Source organism: Streptomyces sp. NBC_01304 (assembly GCF_035975855.1).
GTDB lineage: Bacteria > Actinomycetota > Actinomycetes > Streptomycetales > Streptomycetaceae > Streptomyces.
The window spans coordinates 10,095,854-10,114,635 of record NZ_CP109055.1 but is presented as its reverse complement, the minus strand read 5'-3'; the positions used below and the strand labels follow the sequence as shown (position 1 = coordinate 10,114,635).

At 71.2% G+C, this 18,782-nt stretch carries 17 protein-coding genes, 2 pseudogenes and 1 riboswitch; of the genes and pseudogenes, 9 read left to right on the top strand and 10 right to left on the bottom strand.

Going from position 1 to position 18,782, the window contains the following annotated elements; all coding sequences use genetic code 11:
- Positions 1-78: 78 nt before the first annotated feature.
- The 3 genes from OG430_RS45420 to OG430_RS45410 all read right to left on the bottom strand — a co-directional run bounded on the left by OG430_RS45420 (position 79) and on the right by OG430_RS45410 (position 4,270).
- Positions 79-849, bottom strand: a complete 771-nt coding sequence (locus tag OG430_RS45420) for a methyltransferase domain-containing protein (protein ID WP_327358558.1) — start codon at positions 847-849, stop codon at positions 79-81.
- Between the two features lie 101 nt (positions 850-950).
- Entirely contained in the window at positions 951-2,129 is a 1,179-nt protein-coding gene (locus OG430_RS45415; protein WP_327358557.1) for an acyl-CoA dehydrogenase family protein, read from the bottom strand.
- A gap of 89 nt (positions 2,130-2,218) precedes the next feature.
- The gene (locus OG430_RS45410; protein ID WP_327358556.1) at positions 2,219-4,270 is read right to left on the bottom strand and encodes a sensor histidine kinase; all 2,052 of its coding nucleotides are present in this window, start codon (positions 4,268-4,270) and stop codon (positions 2,219-2,221) included.
- 209 nt (positions 4,271-4,479) lie between these two features.
- Positions 4,480-4,637, top strand: a riboswitch (cobalamin riboswitch).
- Between the two features lie 49 nt (positions 4,638-4,686).
- Here OG430_RS45410 and OG430_RS45405 point away from each other — a divergent pair.
- Together OG430_RS45405 and OG430_RS45400 are read left to right on the top strand one after the other, a co-directional pair.
- A complete protein-coding gene (locus OG430_RS45405; protein ID WP_327358555.1) occupies positions 4,687-6,477 on the top strand; it encodes a ribonucleoside triphosphate reductase in 1,791 nt (596 codons plus the stop codon).
- Positions 6,474-7,079 carry an anaerobic ribonucleoside-triphosphate reductase activating protein gene (locus tag OG430_RS45400; RefSeq protein WP_327358554.1) on the top strand — a complete coding sequence of 202 codons (606 nt, stop codon included), beginning with the start codon at positions 6,474-6,476 and terminating at the stop codon, positions 7,077-7,079. Before OG430_RS45405 ends, OG430_RS45400 begins: the two co-directional genes overlap by 4 nt.
- On the opposite strand, the gene OG430_RS45395 is transcribed toward OG430_RS45400, so the two are convergent.
- Both OG430_RS45395 and OG430_RS45390 read right to left on the bottom strand, forming a co-directional pair.
- Positions 7,061-7,444, bottom strand: coding sequence for an STAS domain-containing protein (locus OG430_RS45395; RefSeq protein WP_327358553.1), 384 nt, complete (start codon positions 7,442-7,444; stop codon positions 7,061-7,063). The genes OG430_RS45400 and OG430_RS45395 overlap by 19 nt on opposite strands.
- Positions 7,445-7,716: 272 nt before the next feature.
- The gene (locus tag OG430_RS45390) at positions 7,717-8,124 is read right to left on the bottom strand and encodes a RidA family protein (protein ID WP_327358552.1); all 408 of its coding nucleotides are present in this window, start codon (positions 8,122-8,124) and stop codon (positions 7,717-7,719) included.
- Between the two features lie 110 nt (positions 8,125-8,234).
- Here OG430_RS45390 and OG430_RS45385 point away from each other — a divergent pair, with 110 nt between their 5' ends.
- From OG430_RS45385 to OG430_RS45370, 4 genes are all read left to right on the top strand, one after another.
- Positions 8,235-8,627: a winged helix-turn-helix transcriptional regulator gene (locus tag OG430_RS45385; RefSeq protein ID WP_327358551.1), complete on the top strand. Its 393-nt coding sequence runs from the start codon at positions 8,235-8,237 to the stop codon at positions 8,625-8,627.
- 114 nt (positions 8,628-8,741) lie between these two features.
- Positions 8,742-9,734, top strand: coding sequence for a dihydroxyacetone kinase subunit DhaK (dhaK, locus tag OG430_RS45380; RefSeq protein WP_327358550.1), 993 nt, complete (start codon positions 8,742-8,744; stop codon positions 9,732-9,734).
- Between the two features lie 58 nt (positions 9,735-9,792).
- On the top strand, positions 9,793-10,392 hold the full coding sequence (gene dhaL / locus OG430_RS45375) for a dihydroxyacetone kinase subunit DhaL (RefSeq protein WP_327358549.1): 600 nt from the start codon (positions 9,793-9,795) through the stop codon (positions 10,390-10,392).
- Positions 10,385-10,801 carry a PTS-dependent dihydroxyacetone kinase phosphotransferase subunit DhaM gene (locus OG430_RS45370; RefSeq protein WP_327358548.1) on the top strand — a complete coding sequence of 139 codons (417 nt, stop codon included), beginning with the start codon at positions 10,385-10,387 and terminating at the stop codon, positions 10,799-10,801. Before dhaL ends, OG430_RS45370 begins: the two co-directional genes overlap by 8 nt.
- 44 nt (positions 10,802-10,845) lie before the next feature.
- Here OG430_RS45370 and OG430_RS45365 read toward each other — a convergent pair whose 3' ends face one another.
- Positions 10,846-11,544 (bottom strand): GNAT family N-acetyltransferase, encoded by a 699-nt coding sequence (locus OG430_RS45365; protein WP_327358547.1) that lies wholly within the window; start codon positions 11,542-11,544, stop codon positions 10,846-10,848.
- Between the two features lie 282 nt (positions 11,545-11,826).
- Between OG430_RS45365 and OG430_RS45360 the strand changes: the two genes are divergently transcribed.
- A complete protein-coding gene (locus OG430_RS45360; protein ID WP_327358546.1) occupies positions 11,827-13,218 on the top strand; it encodes an MFS transporter in 1,392 nt (463 codons plus the stop codon).
- Here OG430_RS45360 and OG430_RS45355 read toward each other — a convergent pair.
- Positions 13,188-14,720, bottom strand: coding sequence for a flavin-containing monooxygenase (locus tag OG430_RS45355; protein WP_327358545.1), 1,533 nt, complete (start codon positions 14,718-14,720; stop codon positions 13,188-13,190). The genes OG430_RS45360 and OG430_RS45355 overlap by 31 nt on opposite strands.
- Positions 14,721-14,848: 128 nt before the next feature.
- Here OG430_RS45355 and OG430_RS45350 point away from each other — a divergent pair.
- Positions 14,849-15,067, top strand: a pseudogene (locus tag OG430_RS45350) (prolyl oligopeptidase family serine peptidase); the annotation flags it as partial.
- A 128-nt stretch (positions 15,068-15,195) separates the two neighbouring features.
- On the opposite strand, the pseudogene OG430_RS45345 reads toward OG430_RS45350, so the two are convergent.
- A pseudogene (locus tag OG430_RS45345) lies at positions 15,196-15,752 on the bottom strand (quercetin 2,3-dioxygenase).
- Positions 15,753-15,947: 195 nt separating this feature from the next.
- On the opposite strand from OG430_RS45345, the gene OG430_RS45340 reads away from it, so the two are divergent.
- Positions 15,948-16,400 (top strand): MarR family winged helix-turn-helix transcriptional regulator, encoded by a 453-nt coding sequence (locus OG430_RS45340; RefSeq protein WP_327358544.1) that lies wholly within the window; start codon positions 15,948-15,950, stop codon positions 16,398-16,400.
- Here OG430_RS45340 and OG430_RS45335 read toward each other — a convergent pair.
- Positions 16,389-17,603, bottom strand: a complete 1,215-nt coding sequence (locus tag OG430_RS45335) for a 4-hydroxybenzoate 3-monooxygenase (protein WP_327358543.1) — start codon at positions 17,601-17,603, stop codon at positions 16,389-16,391. The two genes, OG430_RS45340 and OG430_RS45335, sit on opposite strands and share 12 nt — an antisense overlap.
- Positions 17,603-18,781, bottom strand: a complete 1,179-nt coding sequence (gene pcaDC / locus OG430_RS45330; RefSeq protein WP_327358542.1) for a bifunctional 3-oxoadipate enol-lactonase/4-carboxymuconolactone decarboxylase PcaDC — start codon at positions 18,779-18,781, stop codon at positions 17,603-17,605. Before pcaDC ends, OG430_RS45335 begins: the two co-directional genes overlap by 1 nt.
- Position 18,782: the final 1 nt, after the last annotated feature.

The window sequence follows — 18,782 nt, the reverse complement described above, 5'->3', positions numbered from 1 at the left end:
CGGTGAGCTGAGACCCGAGGTGGGCCGGTGTGCAGGGCGAACTGTCGCCCTGCACACCGGCCCGCCCTCGTGCCAAGGTCAGGCCGCCTTCTTGAAGACGAGCACCTCGGTCGAGGCGACCCCCATGGGAGTCAGAAAGCTGGCCTCCAGGTCGCAGTCGAGGGTCGCGAAGTGGTCCACGCAGGTCCGGCGGGGCATGGCGGCCGGATAGGAGTCGTGCCCCTCACCGCCCTGCGTCGCCCAGGCGCGCACGGTGGCCGGGTCCAGGCAGGTCTCCGTCATGACGTCGAAGACGATCCGGCCACCGGGTCGCGTGACACGTGCCATCTCGAAGAAGTAGCGGGAGGCACAGAGGAACGTCACGGTGTTGAAGACCTTGTGGGCCTGAACGAGGTCGATGCTGGCGTCCGGTGTCGCGGCGAGGCTGCACCCTTCGGTCGGTTGGGCGACCACGCTGAAGGTGTCCACGAGGTAGTCGGCCCAGGGCGCTGCCGTCTCGTAGATCTCGTAGCGGTCCGGTGCGCACTCGTTCAGCGTCTTCTCCAGGTACCGCCCGGACCCGGGGCCGATCTCGAGCACCGTGTCCGGGTCGGCCGCGAAGACGCCGAGCGTGCGTAGTTCGTCGATGGTGGACTGGGTGGCGCCGGGCGTACCGTTCATGACCTCGTCGATGTAGTCACCGACCGACAGACCGGCCGCCTGTGCGGCCCGCATGGTTGGTTCGAACGGGATGAAGTCGTCTGCTCCGTCACGGTTGTTGGTGCTGCGCACGATGTCGAATCCGGCACGACCCAAGACACGCTTGACCCCCGCCTTCAAGACTGACTTTCCCCGTCGTGCTGCGCTCATCAGGCATGACCCCCCGGTCGTCTCGCCTTCGATACCCGAAGGCAAAAGCATAGGGGGCAGCGGCGGACACAATGGGCGAATCGTGGACGCTGCGCACAGGTTCAGCGGCGGACCCGCGGCATCCCAAGGCCGATCCACGAAATGATCTCGCGCTGGATCTCGTTGTTGCCGCCGCCGAAGGTGAAGATGACGGCGGAGCGGTAGCCGCGCTCCAACTCGCCGTGCAGCACCGCCCCGGCCGAGCCCTCCTTGAGGGGTCCCGCCGAGCCGACGACCTCCATCAGCCAGGCGTACGCGTCGCGGCGGGCCTCGGAGCCGTAGACCTTGACGGCGGAGGCGTCCTGAGGGGTGAGGGTGCCGTTCTGGACGGCGTTGACCATCTGCCAGTTGAGGAGCTTCATCGCGTCCAGCTTGGTGTGCGTCATGGCCAGGCGCTGGCGGACCCAGCCCAGGTCGATGACGCGGCGGCCGTCGGCGAGCTTGGTCTCGGCGGCCCAGCGCTGCACGTTGTGCAGGGCGCGGATGGCCATCGTGCCGTGGGCGGCGAGGGTGACGCGCTCGTGGTTGAGCTGGTTGGTGATCAGGCGCCAGCCCTTGTTCTCCTCGCCGACGCGGCGCGAGACGGGGACGCGGATGTTCTCGTAGTAGCTGGCCGTGGTGTCGTGCGAGGCAAGGGTGTTGATGATGGTGCAGGAATAGCCGGGGTCGGACGTCGGCACGAGGAGCATGGTGATGCCCTTGTGCGAGGGGGCGTCGGGGTCGGTGCGCACCGCGAGCCACACCCAGTCGGCGGTGTCGCCGTTGGTGGTCCAGATCTTCTGGCCGTTGACGACATATTCGTCGTCCTCGCGCACGGCGCGGGTCTTGAGCGCGGCGAGGTCGGTGCCGGCGTCGGGCTCGCTGTAGCCGATCGCGAAGTCGATCTCACCGGAGAGGATCTTCGGCAGGAAGTACGACTTCTGCTCCTCGCTGCCGAACTGCATGATCGTGGGCCCGACCGTGTTCAGCCCCATGATCGGCAGCGGGACCCCGGCCTGCGCCGCCTCGTCGAAGAAGATGAACTGTTCCATCGGGGTCAGACCGCGGCCCCCGTACTCCTTCGGCCAGCTGACACCGAGCCAGCCGTCCGCACCCAGCCTGCGGATCGTGTCGCGGTAGAACTGCTTCTGGGCCGCGGGGTCGGCGTACCGGGTGTAGGCGTTGTCCGGCACCAGCTCGGCGAAGTAGGCACGCAGCTCGGCGCGCAACTGCTGCTGCTCAGGCGTGTATTCGAGGTGCACGGCCCCTCCAGGCTGTTGCTGACCCTTGGACGACGGCGCACACAGTAGAACTTGTTCCAGTAATGCGGAAGGGCGATGGCGTGGTCCCTTCACCCGGGCCGGACTGATTCCCGGCGGTCGTGGAGCAGCGCGGCGGGCAGGGCCACATAGGCCGTGACGCCGGCGCCCTCCCCCTCACCGCCCGTGGTCCGCAGCTCGACCTGGGCTCCGAGGCGGGTCGCGAGGGTGCCGACCACGAAGTGGCCGAGATGGCGGGTGGGGGCGACGAGATAGGTGTCCCGGCCCGTCAACCGGGCGTTGGAGCGGGCCAGTTCGTCGGCGCTCATCCCGGCGCCGCGGTCGACGACGGCGAGGCAGTACTCGCCCGCGTCACGCCAGCCGTGGATCTCGACGGGGTGCGAGGGCGGCGAGAAGACCAGGGCGTTCTCGATGAGTTCGGCGAGCAGATGGGCGAGCTCCGCCACCGCCCGGCCGCGGATCAGACCGCCTTGCACCTCGACCACGCGCACCCGCTGGTACTGCTCGACCTCGGCGATCGCCGACTGCACCACCTCGGTCGCCGTCACCGGGCCGGACCAGGTCCGCGGCGGCGACTCCTCCCCCGCGAGCACGAGCAGCGACTCGGCGTTGCGGCGCATCCGGGTGGCCAGATGGTCCAGCTCGAAGAGCTCACCGAGCGCGTCGGGGTCGACCTCCTGGCTCTCCAGGGTGGTGATCAGCCGGAGTTGGCGGGAGAGCAGTGCCTGGTTGCGGCGGCCCAGGCCGGCCAGCGACTCGGAGCTGTTGCGGCGCAGCACCGCCTGGTCGGTGGCGAGCTGCAGGGCGGTGCGCTCCACGTTGTGCAGGGCGGCCGCGAGCTGGGTGAACTCCCGGGCGTTGTCGGGCACTTCGGACGACGTACGTACGGAGATGTCCTCGTCGGCACCGGCGTCCTGGATGCGGGCGACCGCGGCGGGCAGCCCGGCGCGGGCCACGGTGTCGGCCTCGTCGGCGAGTGCGCCGAGCGGCCGGGTGATCGAGCGGGCGGAGAGCAGCGCGAGGGCGGTCGCCACCGCGAGGATCAGCACGCCGAGCCCGATGAATCCGCCGAGCTGAGCGGTGGCATCGTCGCCGAGCCGGTCGGCGCGCGCCCGGGCCTCGCCGCCGATCTGCCGCTGTACGTCGTGGAGTTGATCCACGAGCGTGGTCATCGAGGCCCACCAGCTTGCCGGGTCCACGGTGAGGCGGGATCCGTCGGCGCCGCGCTCGGCCTGCCGTTCTTGGCCGGTGGCGGTGCGGGCGGCGCGGCCGTCGAAGGCGGCGTCGAGGGCCGCGGTGCGGTCGGGGGTGGCAAGGTCCGCGTACTGCCGCAGGAAGGCGAGGCGGTCCGCGCGCACCTCGGTGAAGTCGAGGAACTCCTCCCCCTTGAACCGGCCGGCCGCGAACACCCCATTCAGCAGGCCCCGTTCGAGGGCGACCGCCTCGGTGGCCTTGGCGAGGGCGGTCAGGGCGCCCATCGCGTCGGCGAGCGCCCGGTCGCCGCGGACCGGTTCGGCCGCGGCGGCGCCGATCAGCCCCTCGATCGCCTTGGTGTACGCGGTCCGGGTCGGGGCCTTGTCCGCGCTGCCGTCGTCGACGTGGGCGCGTACCGCCCCCAGAGCTGTGACCGGCGCGAGCGCATCCGCCGCGGCACCGGCGGTGTCGGCACCCGCGCCGCCCGCGGCGAGCAGGGCCTCGAAGGCTAGGCGGGCCCGGTCGGTGCGGTTGCGCTGCGCCGAGACGTCGTCGCGATACTGTCCGGCGCCGCCCAACAGGCCGTTGGTCAGGCCGCGTTCGCGCTGCAGTTCACGGACGAGGCCCTGCGCCTTCAGGACCAGGTCGACGCGGCCCGCGGTCTCGCGCGCCGCGGACCAGTCGGCGGCCCGGTCGGCGACGCCGAGGCCGGTCACGACGAGGAGCAGGCAGGTGGGCACGGCGAGCACGATCGCGACCCGGCCGCGGATGGAGCCCCAGCCGGGCAGGGCGGGCAGCGAGCGCGTGCGGGGCCGATGCCGTCGGGCCGGGCGCGCGGGTGGTGTGGCGAGCGCCTGCGTGGCGGGCACCTGCGAGCCGGGCGTCCGGGTGGGGGGCGTCTTGGCGGGGGGCTGCTGCGTGCGGATCACACCGTACGACGTTACGAACCGGCCTGCCCCGCACGGTTTCTGTGCGGTAAGGACCCGGTTGCCCCTGCCTCACTCGGGCCGCGCCCGCCCCGCGCACGGCAGGCCACCTCCGCGTAACACTCGGGCACCCCCGGACGGGACCAAAGCCCCGCCCTCGGGGCCGAACGTCACCCACCATCTTGTGTCGGCATGTCGCCCTGATCCCCACATGTAGTGTTGCGGCAGCTGGTTCGGCGGAACGTCCGGGTACATCCGGGTACGCACGCCGAGGCAACAGGGAACCCGGTGGGAATCCGGGGCTGCCCCGCAACGGTGTGGGACCGCACAGCGGCCCGAGCCCGATACCTGCCGGCCACCCACCGCGCATGCCCGCGCGGTGCGGACGATTCTCCGTGCTGCCTCGTGGGAGGGCCGACGTGACACAGATCGACGCCGTGGATTCCGTGACCGAGTACCTGGACCGCCGGGACTGGCGGATCAACGCGAACGCCAACCAGGGGTATTCGCTCGGCGGCCTCGTCCTCAACACCGCCGGGAAGGTCGTGGCCAACTACTGGCTGGACCAGGTCTATCCGCAGGCCGTGGGCCGCGCACACCGCGAGGGCGACCTCCACCTCCACGACCTGGACATGCTCGCGGGCTACTGCGCGGGCTGGTCCCTGCGCACCCTGCTGGCCGAGGGTCTGGGCGGCGTGCCGGGCCAGATCGACTCCGCGCCGCCGCGCCACTTCTCCTCTGCGGTCGGGCAGATCGTCAACTTCCTCGGCACGCTGCAGAACGAGTGGGCCGGGGCCCAGGCGTTCAGCTCCTTCGACACGTACATGGCGCCGTACGTGCGCAAGGACGCCATGACGTACGACCAAGTCCTGCAGTGCGTACAGGAGATGGTGCACAACCTCAACGTGCCCTCCCGCTGGGGCACCCAGACCCCGTTCACCAATCTCACCTTCGACTGGACCTGCCCCGAGGACCTGCGCGAGCAGATACCGGTGATCGGCGGCGAGGAGGCGGACTTCGCCTACGGGGAGCTGCAGGCGGAGATGGACCTGATCAACCGCGCCTACATCGAGGTGATGACGGCCGGGGACGCCACGGGGCGGGTCTTCACCTTCCCGATTCCGACGTACAACATCACCGCGGACTTTCCCTGGGAGAGCGAGAACGCCGAGCGGCTGTTCGCGATGACCGCGAAGTACGGGCTGCCGTACTTCCAGAACTTCCTCAACTCCGAGCTGAGCCCCGGGATGATCCGCTCGATGTGCTGCCGGCTCCAGCTGGATCTGACCGAGCTGCTCAAGCGGGGCAACGGGCTCTTCGGGAGCGCCGAGCAGACCGGCTCCCTGGGGGTGGTCACCCTCAACTGTGCGCGCCTTGGGCATCTGCACGCCGGCGACGAGCGCGGCCTGTTCGCGGCTCTCGACGGTCTCCTCGACCTTGCGCGCGAGAGCCTGGAGATCAAGCGGGTCACCGTCCAGGAGCTGATCGACGGCGGCCTGTACCCGTACACCAGGCGCTACTTGGGGACGTTGCGCAATCACTTCTCCACCATCGGCGTGAACGGCATCAACGAGATGATCCGCAACTTCACGCACGACGCGTACGACATCACCGCGCCCGAGGGCCATGCCCTCGCCGTCCGCCTGCTCGATCACGTACGGGCGCGCATGGTGGCGTTCCAGGAGGCGACCGGGCATCTCTACAACCTGGAGGCGACTCCGGCCGAGGGCGCCACCTACCGTTTCGCGAAGGAGGACCGGCGCCGCTTCCCCGGCATCCTCCAGGCGGGCACGGACGAGAATCCCTACTACACCAACTCCTCGCAGCTGCCAGTCGGTTGGACGGAAGACCCGTTCGAGGCGCTGGAGATGCAGGACGAGCTGCAGGGCAAGTACACCGGCGGCACGGTGCTGCACCTGTACCTGGCGGAGCGCCTCTCCGATGCCACGGCCTGCCGCGAGCTGGTGCGCCGGTCCCTGGAGCGCTTCTCGCTGCCGTACCTGACGGTGACCCCGACCTTCTCGATCTGCCCCGAGCACGGCTATCTGAGCGGCGAGCACGCCAACTGCCCCCAGTGCGGCGGGGATTGCGAGGTGTGGACGCGGGTCATGGGCTATCACCGGCCCGTGGCCTCCTTCAACATCGGCAAGAAGGGCGAGCACGCCGAGCGCCTGCCCTTCCGTACAGCGGCGGCCGGGGCCGGGGCGTGATCGGCGTCGGCGGCTGGGCCCGGCTGTCCAGCTGTGACTGGCCGGGGCGGCTGGTCACCACCGTGTTCTGTCAGGGCTGTCCCTGGCGGTGCGGCTACTGCCACAATCCCGCGCTGCTCGATCCGCGCGCCCCGGCCCGCATCGCATGGGCGACGGTGCGGGGGCATCTCGCCCGCCGCCAGGGCCTGTTGGACGGCGTGGTCTTCTCCGGCGGCGAGCCACTGCTGCAGCCGGGGCTGGCCCGGGCCATGCGGGAAGTGCGCGACCTCGGGTTCGGTGTCGGCCTGCACACCGGCGGGGCCTTCCCCCGCCGGTTCGGGGAGATCCTGGAGTACGGCCTGGTCGACTGGGTCGGCTTCGACGTCAAGGCGGCCCCACCGGCGTACGAGCGGGTGACCGGCACTCGCAACAGCGCCGCGCCCGCCTTGCGCAGCTTGCGCCTCCTGCTCGATTCCGGGGTGCCGCATCAGCTGCGGACGACCGTCGCACCCGACCTGCTCGACGGGGACCAAGTCACCGCGCTGCGGCGGTGGTTGGCGGAGCAGGGGCTGCGCGGGCATGTGTGGCAGCGGGCGCGGCCCCCTCAGGCCGAGAGCCCCTGACCGCCCTCCGCCCCGTTGGCGTACCGGCCGAGCGCGGCCTGGAGACTGCCGGCGATCTCGAAGACGTCCGCGAGTCCGGCAAGGCGCAACAGCCGGTGCAGCGAAGGGGATTCGATGACCAGTGTCAGCCGCCGCCCCTGCTCCAGGGCGCCGTTGCGCATGAGGCAAAGCAGCGAAAGGCCGCAGCAGTCCATGAAGGTCACCCGGCGCAGGTCGACGATCACGCCGAGGGACGGTTCCTGGGCCACCATGGCGAGAGGCACGGCGAGCCGCTCCACGGCGACGAGGTCCACTTCGCCCCAGAGCTCGGCCACGATCCACCCGTCAACTCGCTCGATGTGCAGCCCGAAGGCAGGCGTGTCCACGTGCTTGTCCCCTCACACCGCTTGCACCACGGCGCAGGCTCCGCACGGGTGACCGCCCCGCCTGCCGGGCCAGGACAGCAGTGTCCGGTGGGGGCGGGCGCAACCCGTCGAGCGCGCGGAGACACACGCCTCGTAATGGTGCGACCGGGGACCAGGGAAGCTCCTTGTTACCCAGGGAAGTACCCCGCCCCCACCGGCGCAATCGGCAAGGACGCCCGGGAAACTCAGGACGCCGGGGCGCAGGGACCCCCCAGTCGTCGAAGCCGGCGCCCTCAGTCGAGGACGGCGACGGCCTCGATCTCGACCAGGTGCTCCGGCACGTCCAGGGCCGCGACGCCGAGGAGCGTGGCGGGCGGCACGGGGGTGGCGCCCAGCTTCGCGGCCGCCCGTTCGATGCCGTCGAGCAGCAAGGGCATCTTGTCGGGAGTCCAGTCCACGACATGCACGGTCAGCTTCGCCACGTCGCCGAAGGAAGCGCCGACTCCGGCCAGAGCGGTGGCGACGTTGAGATAACACTGCTCGACCTGTGCGGCCAGGTCGCCTTCGCCTACGGCCTTGCCGTCGGCATCCCAGGCGACCTGGCCGGCGACGTAGAGGTGCCGGGAGCCGGTCGCGACGGACACCTGCCGGTATGCGGCGACTTCCGGCAGTCCGCTGGGGTTGACCAAGGTGACGGGCATGCTGAACTGCCTCCAACGATAGGAAAGTTGCTCTCTTGTAGTTACTCAGGAACCGTAGGAGAGTGGCCGCCGACGTGGAAGAACGCACTTTTCAGTGACTGGGGTACCTGATGGTGACCGAGCAGTTCAGCGGCTCCCCCGAGGATGCGGACCTGCGGCGTGCGGACTCGCTGGCGCGGGAGATCTTCTCGGACGTCGCCAACAAGTGGGCGCTCCTGATCATCGAAGCGCTCGGTGAACAGACCCTGCGCTTCACCGAGTTGCGCGGAGAGGTCGAGGGCGTCAGCCACAAGATGCTCACCCAGAACCTGCGCATGCTGGAGCGCAACGGCCTGGTCGAGCGGACGGTGCACCCGGTCGTGCCGCCGCGGGTCGAGTACCACCTCACCGAGGCGGGCCAGGCACTGCGGGTGACGATCGACGGGCTGTGCGCCTGGACGCACCGCCATCTGGGCCATATCGAGGCGTCTCGCGGCCGCTTCGACACTGCCCGGCAGGCGTAGTTTCCGCGAGGGAGCAGGTCAGGGGTCGTGACCCGGAACGGCTGTCCGTCGATACTGGGCCCGAAGAAGCGCCCCGCCCGGGCACCCACGCGCCGCACTCACCCGGAGGTACCCATGAGGATGCTCATCAACGTCGCCGAGACGGTGGTCGCGGACGCGCTGCGCGGAATCGCCGCCGCCCACCCCGAGTTGACCGTCGACGTCGAGAACCGCGTGATCGTACGCAGGGACGCACCGGTCGCCGACAAGGTCGGGCTCGTCTCCGGCGGCGGCTCGGGGCACGAGCCCCTGCACGGCGGGTTCGTGGGGCCCGGCATGCTCTCGGCCGCCTGCCCCGGCGAGGTGTTCACGTCGCCGGTGCCGGATCAGATGGTGCGGGCCGCGGCCGCCGTGGACAGCGGTCAGGGCGTGCTGTTCATCGTCAAGAACTACACCGGCGACGTACTGAACTTCGACATGGCGGCCGAACTCGCCGAGGACGAGGGCATCCAGGTCGCCAAGGTCCTGGTCGACGACGACGTAGCGGTCACCGACAGCCTCTACACCGCCGGGCGACGCGGCACCGGCGCCACCCTCTTCGTCGAGAAACTGGCGGGCGCCGCCGCCGAGGAGGGCGCCCCGCTGGAGCGCGTCGAGGCCATCGCCCGCCAGGTCAACGAGAGTTCGCGCAGCTTCGGCGTCGCCCTGAGCGCCTGCTCGACGCCCGCCAAGGGCAGCCCCACCTTCGATCTCCCGCCGGGCCAGCTGGAGTTGGGCATCGGCATCCACGGTGAGCCCGGCCGTGAGCGGCGCGCGATGATGACCTCCCGCGAGATCGCCGACTTCGCGGTGGACGCCGTTCTGGAGGACCTCCAGCCGCGCAACCCGGTGCTGCTCCTGGTCAACGGCATGGGCGCCACCCCGCTCCTCGAGCTGTACGGATTCCACGCGGAGGTGACGCGGGTCCTGGCCGAGCGGGGTGTGGCGGTGGCACGCGTGCTGGTCGGCAACTACGTCACCTCCCTCGACATGGCGGGCTGCTCGGTGACGCTGTGCGAGATCGACGAGGAACTGCTGCGACTGTGGGACGCCCCGGTGCGTACGCCCGCCCTGCGCTGGGGTAGCTGAGCCGAAGACCGCCCATCGCCGGGAGATCACCCGGCTCCGCCCAGTACGAGGAGGACATGTGCTCGACGCCGACTTTTTCCGCCGCTGGATGACGGCCACCGCCGAGGCCGTCGAACGGGAGGCGGACCGGCTGACCGAGCTGGACTCGCAGATCGGGGACGCCGATCACGGCAGCAATATGCGGCGCGGCTTCCACGAGGTGACCAGGATCCTTCAGACCGAGGCGCCGGACAGCCCGGGAGCCGTACTGACCCTGGCAGGACGGCAGTTGATATCCAAGGTGGGCGGGGCGTCAGGGCCGCTGTACGGGACGCTGCTCAGGCGTACCGGCAAGGCGCTCGGTGACGCGGCCGAGGTGTCGGCGGGGCAGCTGTGCGTGGCGCTGCGCGAGGGCGTGGACGCGGTGGCCGCGCTCGGCGGGGCCACGCCCGGTGACAAGACGATGCTGGACGCGTTGTTCCCGGCGGTCGACGCGATGGAGAAGTCGTTCGGCGCGGCCCGCGCCGCGGCCGAGGAGGGTGCGCTCGCCACGATTCCGCTGCAGGCCCGCAAGGGCCGGGCCAGCTATCTGGGCGAGCGCAGCGTGGGTCACCAGGATCCGGGCGCGACGTCGTCCGCGCTGCTCGTCGCGGCGCTCGCGGAGGTTGCCGGTGAGTGACGCCGCACAGGGCCGGCCGGTCGGCATCGTCCTGGTCTCGCACAGCGGCCCGGTCGCCACCGCGGTCGCCGAGCTGGCCGCGGGCCTCGCGGGCGGCTCCGCAGCACCCATCGCCGCGGCGGGCGGCACCGAGGACGGTGGCCTCGGCACGAGCGCCGAGCTGATCGCGGCCGCCGCCCGATCGGTCGACCGGGGCGCGGGCGTCGCCCTCCTGGTCGACCTGGGCAGCGCCGTCCTCACGGTGAAGCTACTGCTCGACGACGGCGACGAACTCCCGGACGGCGCCCGCCTGTTGGACGCCCCGTTCGTGGAGGGCGCGGTGGCCGCCGTGGTCACCGCGTCGGCCGGCGGCGACCTGGACGCGGTGGAGGCGGCGGCGCGGGAGGCGTACGACTACCACAAGGCCTGAGCCCGGCCCACGTACTACAAAAAGGGCCAGCCCCCGGCGGCTCCTCAGCGAGCCCCGGCGGGCAGGTCCTCCGGCACCTTCAGGTTGAGGAAGGTGGTCGTGCGGCGCAGCGTGAACCCGAGCGACTCGTAGAGCCCGCGCGCCGGGTTGTCCGCACCGGTGTGCAGGAAGGGCGTCTCGCCGCGCTCCCGGATGGCGTGCACCACCGCGAGGATCAGCCGGGCCCCGAGGCCCTGCCCCCGGAAGTCCGGATCGGTGCAGACCGCGCTGATCTCGGACCAGCCAGCCGGGTGCAGCCGCTCCCCCGCCATCGCCACCAGCTTCCCGTCGCGCCGGACGCCCAGGTAGGTGCCGAGCTCGACGGTGCGCGGCAGGAACGGGCCGGGCCGGGTGCGCTCGACCAGGTCCAGCATCTCGGGCACATCGGCGGCGCCGAGCAGTACGGCCTCCGCTTCCGGGGCGCCGAGCACGCTCTCACCGGCGTACTGGACGCCGTTCCCCTGCCAGATGACCTCCCAGCCCGCGGGCGGCTCCCCCACGAGCGCGGTGAGCAGCACGCTCGCGCCGGGCCCGGCGAGCGCGGCGAGGTCGGCCCAGTCGTCCGCGTCCGGCTCGTCCGGCAGCGCCAGCCACGGGGCGACCTGCTGCGGATAGCGCAGGACCCGGCCGTGCCGCTCGGCGAAGTGGGCGTGCGGGCCGGTCAGCGACGCGTACGCCGGGTTGTCCAGCGGGTGGGACGGCATGGAACCTCCTGCTCAGATGTCGACAACAGGGAAAAGTTCGATCACTCGCCGGCTATTCCCGGGCCCGGCGCGCGTTCACGCACCCGCAATGAACCGCCGGCCCACGGCCCCGCGGGAACGGGGCTCAAGCGCCGCGCCGCCGCATCCGATGTCTCGTACGACACACCGGCCGGTACGGGGAGCGGAGCCCGCATGGAATCAGGCGGCATGGAAACAGGCGGCATGAACGCAGGCAGCAAGAGAGCGGGTGGCATGGCGACGGGCGGCAGGGACACAGGCGGCATGAAGACAGGCGACCAGATCGTCCAGGACCTGCCCTGGCGCTGGCCGGTGCAGGGCCGGATCTTCATCATCGGCGGTCTGGGCTATCTCTTCGACGCCTACGACATCGCCCTCAACGGCTTCCTGATGCCCCTCCTCGGCACCCACTTCGACCTCTCGCTGAGCGCCCGCGGCCTGGTCGCGACGGCCAATCTGGTGGGCATGGCGGTGGGCGCGGTGGCCTGGGGCGCGGTCGCGGACCGGGTGGGCCGCAAGAAGGCCTTCAGCATCACCTTGTTGATCTTCGCGGTGTTCTCGGTGCTCGGGGCTCTGTCACCGACGTACGAGATCTTCCTGGCGCTGCGCTTCCTGGCCGGGATCGGGCTCGGTGGCTGCATTCCGGTGGACTACGCGCTGGTCGGAGAGTTCTCGCCACGGAAGTACCGCGGCCGGGTGCTCACCGCGCTCGATGTGTGGTGGCCGGTGGGGGTCACGCTGTGCGGCCTGGTGTCGACGGCCATGTTGTCCCTGGACGGCAACTGGCGGTGGATGCTCACCACCATGAGCCTGCCCGCGCTGCTGCTGTTCTGGGTGCGGCGCGGGATTCCGGAGTCGCCGATCTACCTGGCGAAGAAGGGCCGCGAGGCGGAGGCCCGCGCGGTGATCGACGACCTGGTGGCCCGCACCGGCGCCCCCGTCGAGCCGTACGCGATCCCCGCCCCGCCCGCCACCGAGGACGCCAGGGGCATCAGGGCCGCGACCGAACAGCTCGCCAGGATCTGGCAGTTCAGCCCCCGCATCACGTCGACGGCGTGGCTGCTGTTCTGCACGGTGCTGCTCGTCTATTACGCCGCGCTGAGCTGGATGCCGTCGATCCTGCGGGAGGAGGGGCAGGGCGACACGGCCGCGTTCATGAGCACCACCTTGATGAGCGGGGTCGGCATCGCGGGCGTCCTGGTCTCGACCGCCCTGGTCGACGTGGTCGGCCGCAAGTGGCTCATCGGCGTCTCGGCGCCGGTCGCCGCCCTCGCCCTGGTGGTGTTCGCGCTGGTCAGGAAGGAACCGACCGGGTCGCTGGTGGCGATCGCCGTGTTCGGCTTCCTGATGCAGCTGACGATTCCCGTCCTGTACGCGTACGCCGCCGAGCTCTACCCCACGCACCTGCGGGCCGGCGGCTTCGGCTGGGCCTCGTCGGTGAGCCGGGCCCTGACCGGGTTCGCCCCGCTGCTGTTCGGCTCGGTGCTGTGGCCCCGGCTCGGGCTGCCGCTGACCTTCACCGTGCTCGGGGGCGCCGTCCTCTTCGCGGTCGCGTGGATGGCGGTGGCGGCCCCGGAGACGAAGGGCCGCGCCCTCGACGAGGTGGGCGCGGACACCATGACGCGTCAGGCGGCTGTGTCGTCCCGCCCCATGTGACGGGGAGGAGACGCGGCCCGCGTGAAGCGCATGCCCTGGTCCTCCAACGGACCGCGGCGCAGCATGCGGACATCGCGCGGATAGCTCTGATACAGCCGCCAGGGCGCGGTCGGCCCCTGCTTGGGCAGGGCGTCCAGGCTGCGCAGCACATAGCCGGAGCGCAGATCGATGAGCGGCCTCAACCCGTCGTCCGTGCCCGGAGGTTGAGGCGTGCACATCGCATAGCCATGGGTGTCCATGTGCGTGAGGAGCCGGCACACGTACTGGGCGACGAGGTCGGCCTTGAGGGTCCAGGAGGCGTTGGTGTAGCCGATCACCATGGCGAAGTTCGGCACGTCGGACACCATCATTCCCTTGTACGCCACCGTCTTGGCGAGGTCGACGGCGCGCCCGTCGACGGTGAGGGTCATGCCGCCGAGGGCCAGAAGGTTGAGGCCGGTCGCGGTGACGACGACGTCGGCGGGGATGTCGGTGCCGGAGGCGAGCCGGAGTCCCGACGGGGTGAACGTAGCGATGTGATCCGTCGCGACGGTGGCGCGGCCGCGCTTGATCTCCCGGAAGAGATCGCCGTCGGGGACGATGCACAGGCGCTGGTCCCAGGGGTCGTACGCCGGTCCGAAGTGGGTCTTCACGTCGTAGCCGCGCGGCAGTCGGCGGGCGGCGGCCTTCTGCAGGATGCCGCGCATGGCCTTCGGGGCGCGGCGGCTGAACCGGAAGCTGGCGACCGCGAGCAGCGCGTTCTTCCAGCGCATGGCGTCGCCCGCGGTCTTCTTGGGCAGCAGGCGGCGCAGCGGTTTGGCGAGCACGTCGCGCGAGGGCAGGGCCAGGACGTAGCTCGGGGAGCGCTGCACCATGGTGACGTGCTCGGCCTGCCGGGCCAGGGCGGGCACGAGCGTCATGGCGGTGGCGCCGCTGCCGATGACGACGACGCGTTTGCCGGTGCAGTCGAGGTCCTCGGGCCAGTGCTGCGGGTGGACGACCTGTCCCTCGAAGGCGTCGATGCCGGGGAATTCAGGGGTGTAGCCCTCGTCGTAGCGGTAGTAGCCGGAGCAGGTGAGCAAGAACGCACAGGTCAGGGTCACCTGCTCACCGGTGTCGGTGCGCTCGGCCGTGACGGTCCAACGGGCGTCGTCCGAGGACCACTCGGCATGCCGCACGCGATGGCCGAAGCGGATGGAGCGGTCGATGCCGTACGCCCGTGCCGTGTCCTGGATGTAGGCCCGGATGTCGGGTCCGTCGACGATCGCCTTGTCGCCGGACCACGGCCTGAAGGAGTAGCCGAGAGTGAACATGTCCGAGTCGGAGCGGACACCGGGGTAGCGGAACAGGTCCCAGGTCCCGCCGATCGACTCGCGGCCCTCCAGGATGGCGAAGGACTTGCCCGGCGTCCGGCGCCGCAGATGGCAGGCGGCGCCGATGCCGGAGAGTCCGGCTCCGACGATCAGGACGTCGACGTGCTCGGGCGGCGCATCGGCGGTGTGCTCTGCTGCTGCGTCCGGCATGTACAGGTCCCCCTCTTTTGATGTGGCAGGCCCTGAGGGCCCGATGACAGCACCGAACGACTTCCTAGACGGATTGTCAATAGCGTCGGCACGGCCCGCACGCGCGACGGGCGAATGCCAGGGAGTGCGTGAAGATCTCCTCGACCTGCGGATCGGGCAGCCCGCACCAGCCGCGCTCGGCACCCGGCACCGTCCGGAGCTCAGCGAGCCCGCTCACCCAAGTCGGCCCCGGCGCCCCGCCGTTCCTGCTCGTCCACGGGGACGCGGACACGATGGTGGCCTGCTCGCACAGCGAAGCCCTCGCGGCGGCCCTGGTTCGGGCCGAGGTGGCGGCCCGGTCGGCTGCCCTCGACCTCCGCGTACGGCACACCGCGCAGCACCCGTACGCCGCGCCCGTCCGGGGCCGCGGGCGGCAGCGGCGCGCGGTCCGGGTGGGGTGCGGCGATCAGGTCCCGCAGTGCGCGCCCGGGCGGCGTCATCGGGTGCGCCACTGGTGGTCGGGCAGGAAGCGCACGTCGTACTCCTGCGGAACCGTCGCGAACTTGTGGGGCTCGGGGATCAACGGCTCGCGCGGCAGGCCGAGTTGCTCAGTGGGCGCGCCGAGATTCTCGAAGAACCGCTCGAAGGTGCCGCCGGGGCCCGCGGCGACGCCGACGACCTGGCTGTGCCCGCGCTCCATGCGGTAGGCGTGGCGGCAGTTCGCAGGCACGAAGCCGAAGTCGCCGGGGGTGAGCAGTTTCTCCTGCTGGTTGCCCTCGACGTCCTCGACGAACAGCCGGACCGCGCCTGGGTGACGTAGAAGACCTCGTGGGTGTCGGCGTGCACATGGGACGGGATGAGGTCGCCCTTGGGGCCTTCGACGGTGAAGAAGTTGAAGGTGTTCTCGGTCTGCTCGCCGCCCGCGTAGACGGTGATCAGATCGCCGAAGAGGTGGGCGCGGTCGCCTTCGCCCTTCTCGATGAAGTAGGGCTTGCCCGGCTCGGCCGGTATGCGTGAGGCGCTGCGGTAGCGGGTGGCGTACTCGATGGTCATGCGGTCTCCAGGAACTCGATGGTCATGCGCTTCCAGGAATCGGAATCGGCCTCCGCCGAGAATGTCAGGTAGCCTGACATGAGAGATTGCGGCTACGCAACCGCCGCCCCCGGGACCGGCACTCCCGCCGCGCTCCCGCTCCACTCCCCCTCCAGCCCTCCCGCCTCCAGCCCTCCCCGCCCTCGTGAGGAACCGATGCAGTCCGAATCCACCCGCCGCAGCCTCCCCCAACTGCTCGGCGAGGCCCGCCGCTGGTTCGAGGACGGGCTGCTCTCGGCCCTGGAGGCGGCCGGGGCCACCCCGGTCTCGCCGACGCAGGTGCAGCTCTTCGCCGTCCTCGACGACGCGGGCACCACGGTGTCCGAGCTGGCCCGCCGCATGGCCGTCACCCGGCAGACCGCCCACCAAGCGGTGCACGGCCTGGTCGCGGCCGGGCTCCTCGAGCAGATCCCGGACCCCTCCTCGGCCCGCCAACGGCTGATCCGGCGCACACCGGAAGGGCAGCGCGCCCACCGTGCGGCCGAACTCATCCTGGAGCAACTGGAGGACGAGCTCGCCCGCCGGATCGGCCGGGAGCCGGTCGACGCGCTGCGGGCCGCACTGGAGACACCGTGGGGTCGTGCGCCCGCACCGGACTCAACGCGCTGACGGAAACGACGGCGGCACGGACCCCTCCATGGGCAACCCCGTGTAGTTCTCGGCCAGTTCGGCGGCCGCATGCCGCGAGCCGGCTATCCGCTGCAGCTGGGCGAGCTGCAGCCGGGTGTCGAACGGGCTCTGTGCCGGGTCGGTGTGCAGGACCGAGGTCATGAAGTACGAGAAGTGCTCGGCCCGCCACAGCCGACGCAGGCAGGTGTCGGAGTAGGCGTCGAGCAGGTCGGCGGAGCCGGTGGCCTTGAGGTGGGCGAAGGCACGGGCCAGGACGACCGCGTCGGTGGCGGCGAGGTTGAGGCCCTTGGCGCCGGTGGGCGGCACGATGTGCGCGGCGTCGCCGGCCAGGAAGAGCCGTCCGTACCGCATGGGTTCGGTGACGAAGCTGCGCATGGGCAGCACCGCCTTGGCCGTGATCGGGCCCCGCTCCAGGCGCCAGTCGCCGTCGATGGCGAAGCGGGCGTCGAGCTCGTCCCAGATGCGGTCGTCGGGCCAGTCGCCGGGGTCCGTGCCGTTCGGCACCTGGAGGTAGAGGCGGCTGACGCTCGGGCTGCGCAGGGAGTGCAGGGCGAAGCCGCGCGGCGAGTGGGCGTAGATCAACTCGTCGCAGGAGGCGGGAACTTCGGCGAGGATGCCGAGCCAGGAGTAGGGGTAGGTGCGTTCGTACGTACGCCGCACCTGCTCCGGCACGGCGGCGCGGGCGATGCCGTGGAAGCCGTCGCAGCCGACGACGTAGTCGCAGGTGAGGGTCTGCTTACGGCCCTCGTGGGTGTAGCGGACCTCGGGCCGTTCGGTGTCGGCGCCTGCCACCTCGTGCGCCTGGGCCTCGAACAACAGCGGTCCGCCCTCGGCGAGTTGCAGGGCGATCAGGTCCTTGACCACCTCGGTCTGGGCGTAGACGGTCACGGTGCGGCCACCGGTCAGGGAGGGGAAGTCGATGCGATGGCTCCGACCCGCGAAGCGGAGCTCGATGCCCTGGTGGACGAGGCCCTCTCGGTCGAGGCGGGCGGCGGCGCCGCAAGCGCGCAGCGCGTCGACGGTGGCCTGCTCCAGGATTCCGGCGCGCTGGCGCTGTTCGACGTAGGTGCGGTCGCGGCTTTCCAGTACGACGCTGTCGATGCCGGCGGTGTGCAGCAGGCGGGCGAGCAGCAGTCCGGCGGGGCCGCCGCCGATGATGGCGACGGTGGTGTGGCGAGGCATCAGCGGTCTCCTTCGGTGGGGCCCTCGGGCTGCTCCAGGACGCGTTGGGCGACGGCGAAAGCGGCGTTGGCGGCGGGGACGCCGCAGTAGACGGCACTCTGCAGCAGCACCTCGCCGATCTCGTCGGGCGTCAGACCATTGCGTACGGCGGCACGAATGTGCATCGCCAACTCCTCCTGATGGCCACCGGCGACGAGCGCGGTGAGGGTGATGCAGCTACGGGTGCGGTGGTCGAGACCCGGCCGGGTCCAGATCTCACCCCAGGCGTACCGGGTGATGAGGTCCTGGAAGGCGGCGGTGAGCGGGGTCGTGCGGGCGACGGCGCGGTCCACGTGACCGTCACCGAGGACGGCGCGGCGTACCGCCATTCCCGTTCTATACGTTTCCCACGTCTCGTACGAGGCGTGGGCGGGCGTGAAGTGCGCCTGGAGCGCGCCCAGTACGGCCTGTGGCACCTCCACCGGCGCGAGATGGCCGGCCCGTGGCAGCTCGACGAGGGTGGCGTCGGGGATGCCGTCGGCGAGTTCACGGGCGTGCGCGGGCGGGGTGGCGACGTCGTCGCGTCCGGCGATCACGAGGGTGGGGGCGGCGATGCGGTCCAGTTCGCCGCGCAGGTCGTAGGCGGCGAGGGCGTCGCAGCAGGCGGCGTAGGCGGCGGGATCGGCCTTGCGGATGTCGTCGAGCACGTCGGCCGAGGCGGCGGACGGCGTGAACCGTTGGGTGAACCAGCGCTGTTGGGCGTGCGCCGCCACCTGTGTCATACCCTCCGCACGGACCTGGGCGGCCCGTTCGCGCCAGGGCCCCGGCGGCCCGAAGGAGGCGGAGGAGCAGACCAGCGCGAGTGAGGCGACCCGGTCGGGGTGATGCACGGCCAGCCAGGCGCCGACCGCACCACCGAGCGAGATCCCGGCATACGCGAAACGCCCGATGCCCAGTGCGTCCGCGCGGCCGAGGACCGACCGGCCCAGGTCGGCCACGGTGGCTCCGGCCGCCACGAGCCCGGCCGGGGACCCGCCGTGACCGGGCAGGTCCCAGCGCACGACGCGATGGTGCCGGGCGAGCGCGGGCACCTGCGCGTCCCAGACGGCCAGGGAGGTGCCCAGCGAGGGGCCGAGCAGGAGGGCGGGCGCGCCGTCCTGGCCGTCAACTCTGGCGTGCAGGTGGGTACTTGAGGTCATC

Coding starts and splice junctions, on each gene's coding strand:
- OG430_RS45420 (WP_327358558.1), bottom strand. CDS start 849: ATGAGCGCAGCACGACGGGGAAAGTCAGTCTTGAAGGCGGGGGTCAAG.
- OG430_RS45390 (WP_327358552.1), bottom strand. CDS start 8,124: ATGCCCGTCACCTTGGTCAACCCCAGCGGACTGCCGGAAGTCGCCGCA.
- OG430_RS45385 (WP_327358551.1), top strand. CDS start 8,235: ATGGTGACCGAGCAGTTCAGCGGCTCCCCCGAGGATGCGGACCTGCGG.
- dhaK (WP_327358550.1), top strand. CDS start 8,742: ATGAGGATGCTCATCAACGTCGCCGAGACGGTGGTCGCGGACGCGCTG.
- OG430_RS45365 (WP_327358547.1), bottom strand. CDS start 11,544: ATGCCGTCCCACCCGCTGGACAACCCGGCGTACGCGTCGCTGACCGGC.
- OG430_RS45360 (WP_327358546.1), top strand. CDS start 11,827: ATGAAGACAGGCGACCAGATCGTCCAGGACCTGCCCTGGCGCTGGCCG.
- OG430_RS45355 (WP_327358545.1), bottom strand. CDS start 14,720: ATGCCGGACGCAGCAGCAGAGCACACCGCCGATGCGCCGCCCGAGCAC.
- OG430_RS45340 (WP_327358544.1), top strand. CDS start 15,948: ATGCAGTCCGAATCCACCCGCCGCAGCCTCCCCCAACTGCTCGGCGAG.
- OG430_RS45335 (WP_327358543.1), bottom strand. CDS start 17,603: ATGCCTCGCCACACCACCGTCGCCATCATCGGCGGCGGCCCCGCCGGA.
- pcaDC (WP_327358542.1), bottom strand. CDS start 18,781: ATGACCTCAAGTACCCACCTGCACGCCAGAGTTGACGGCCAGGACGGC.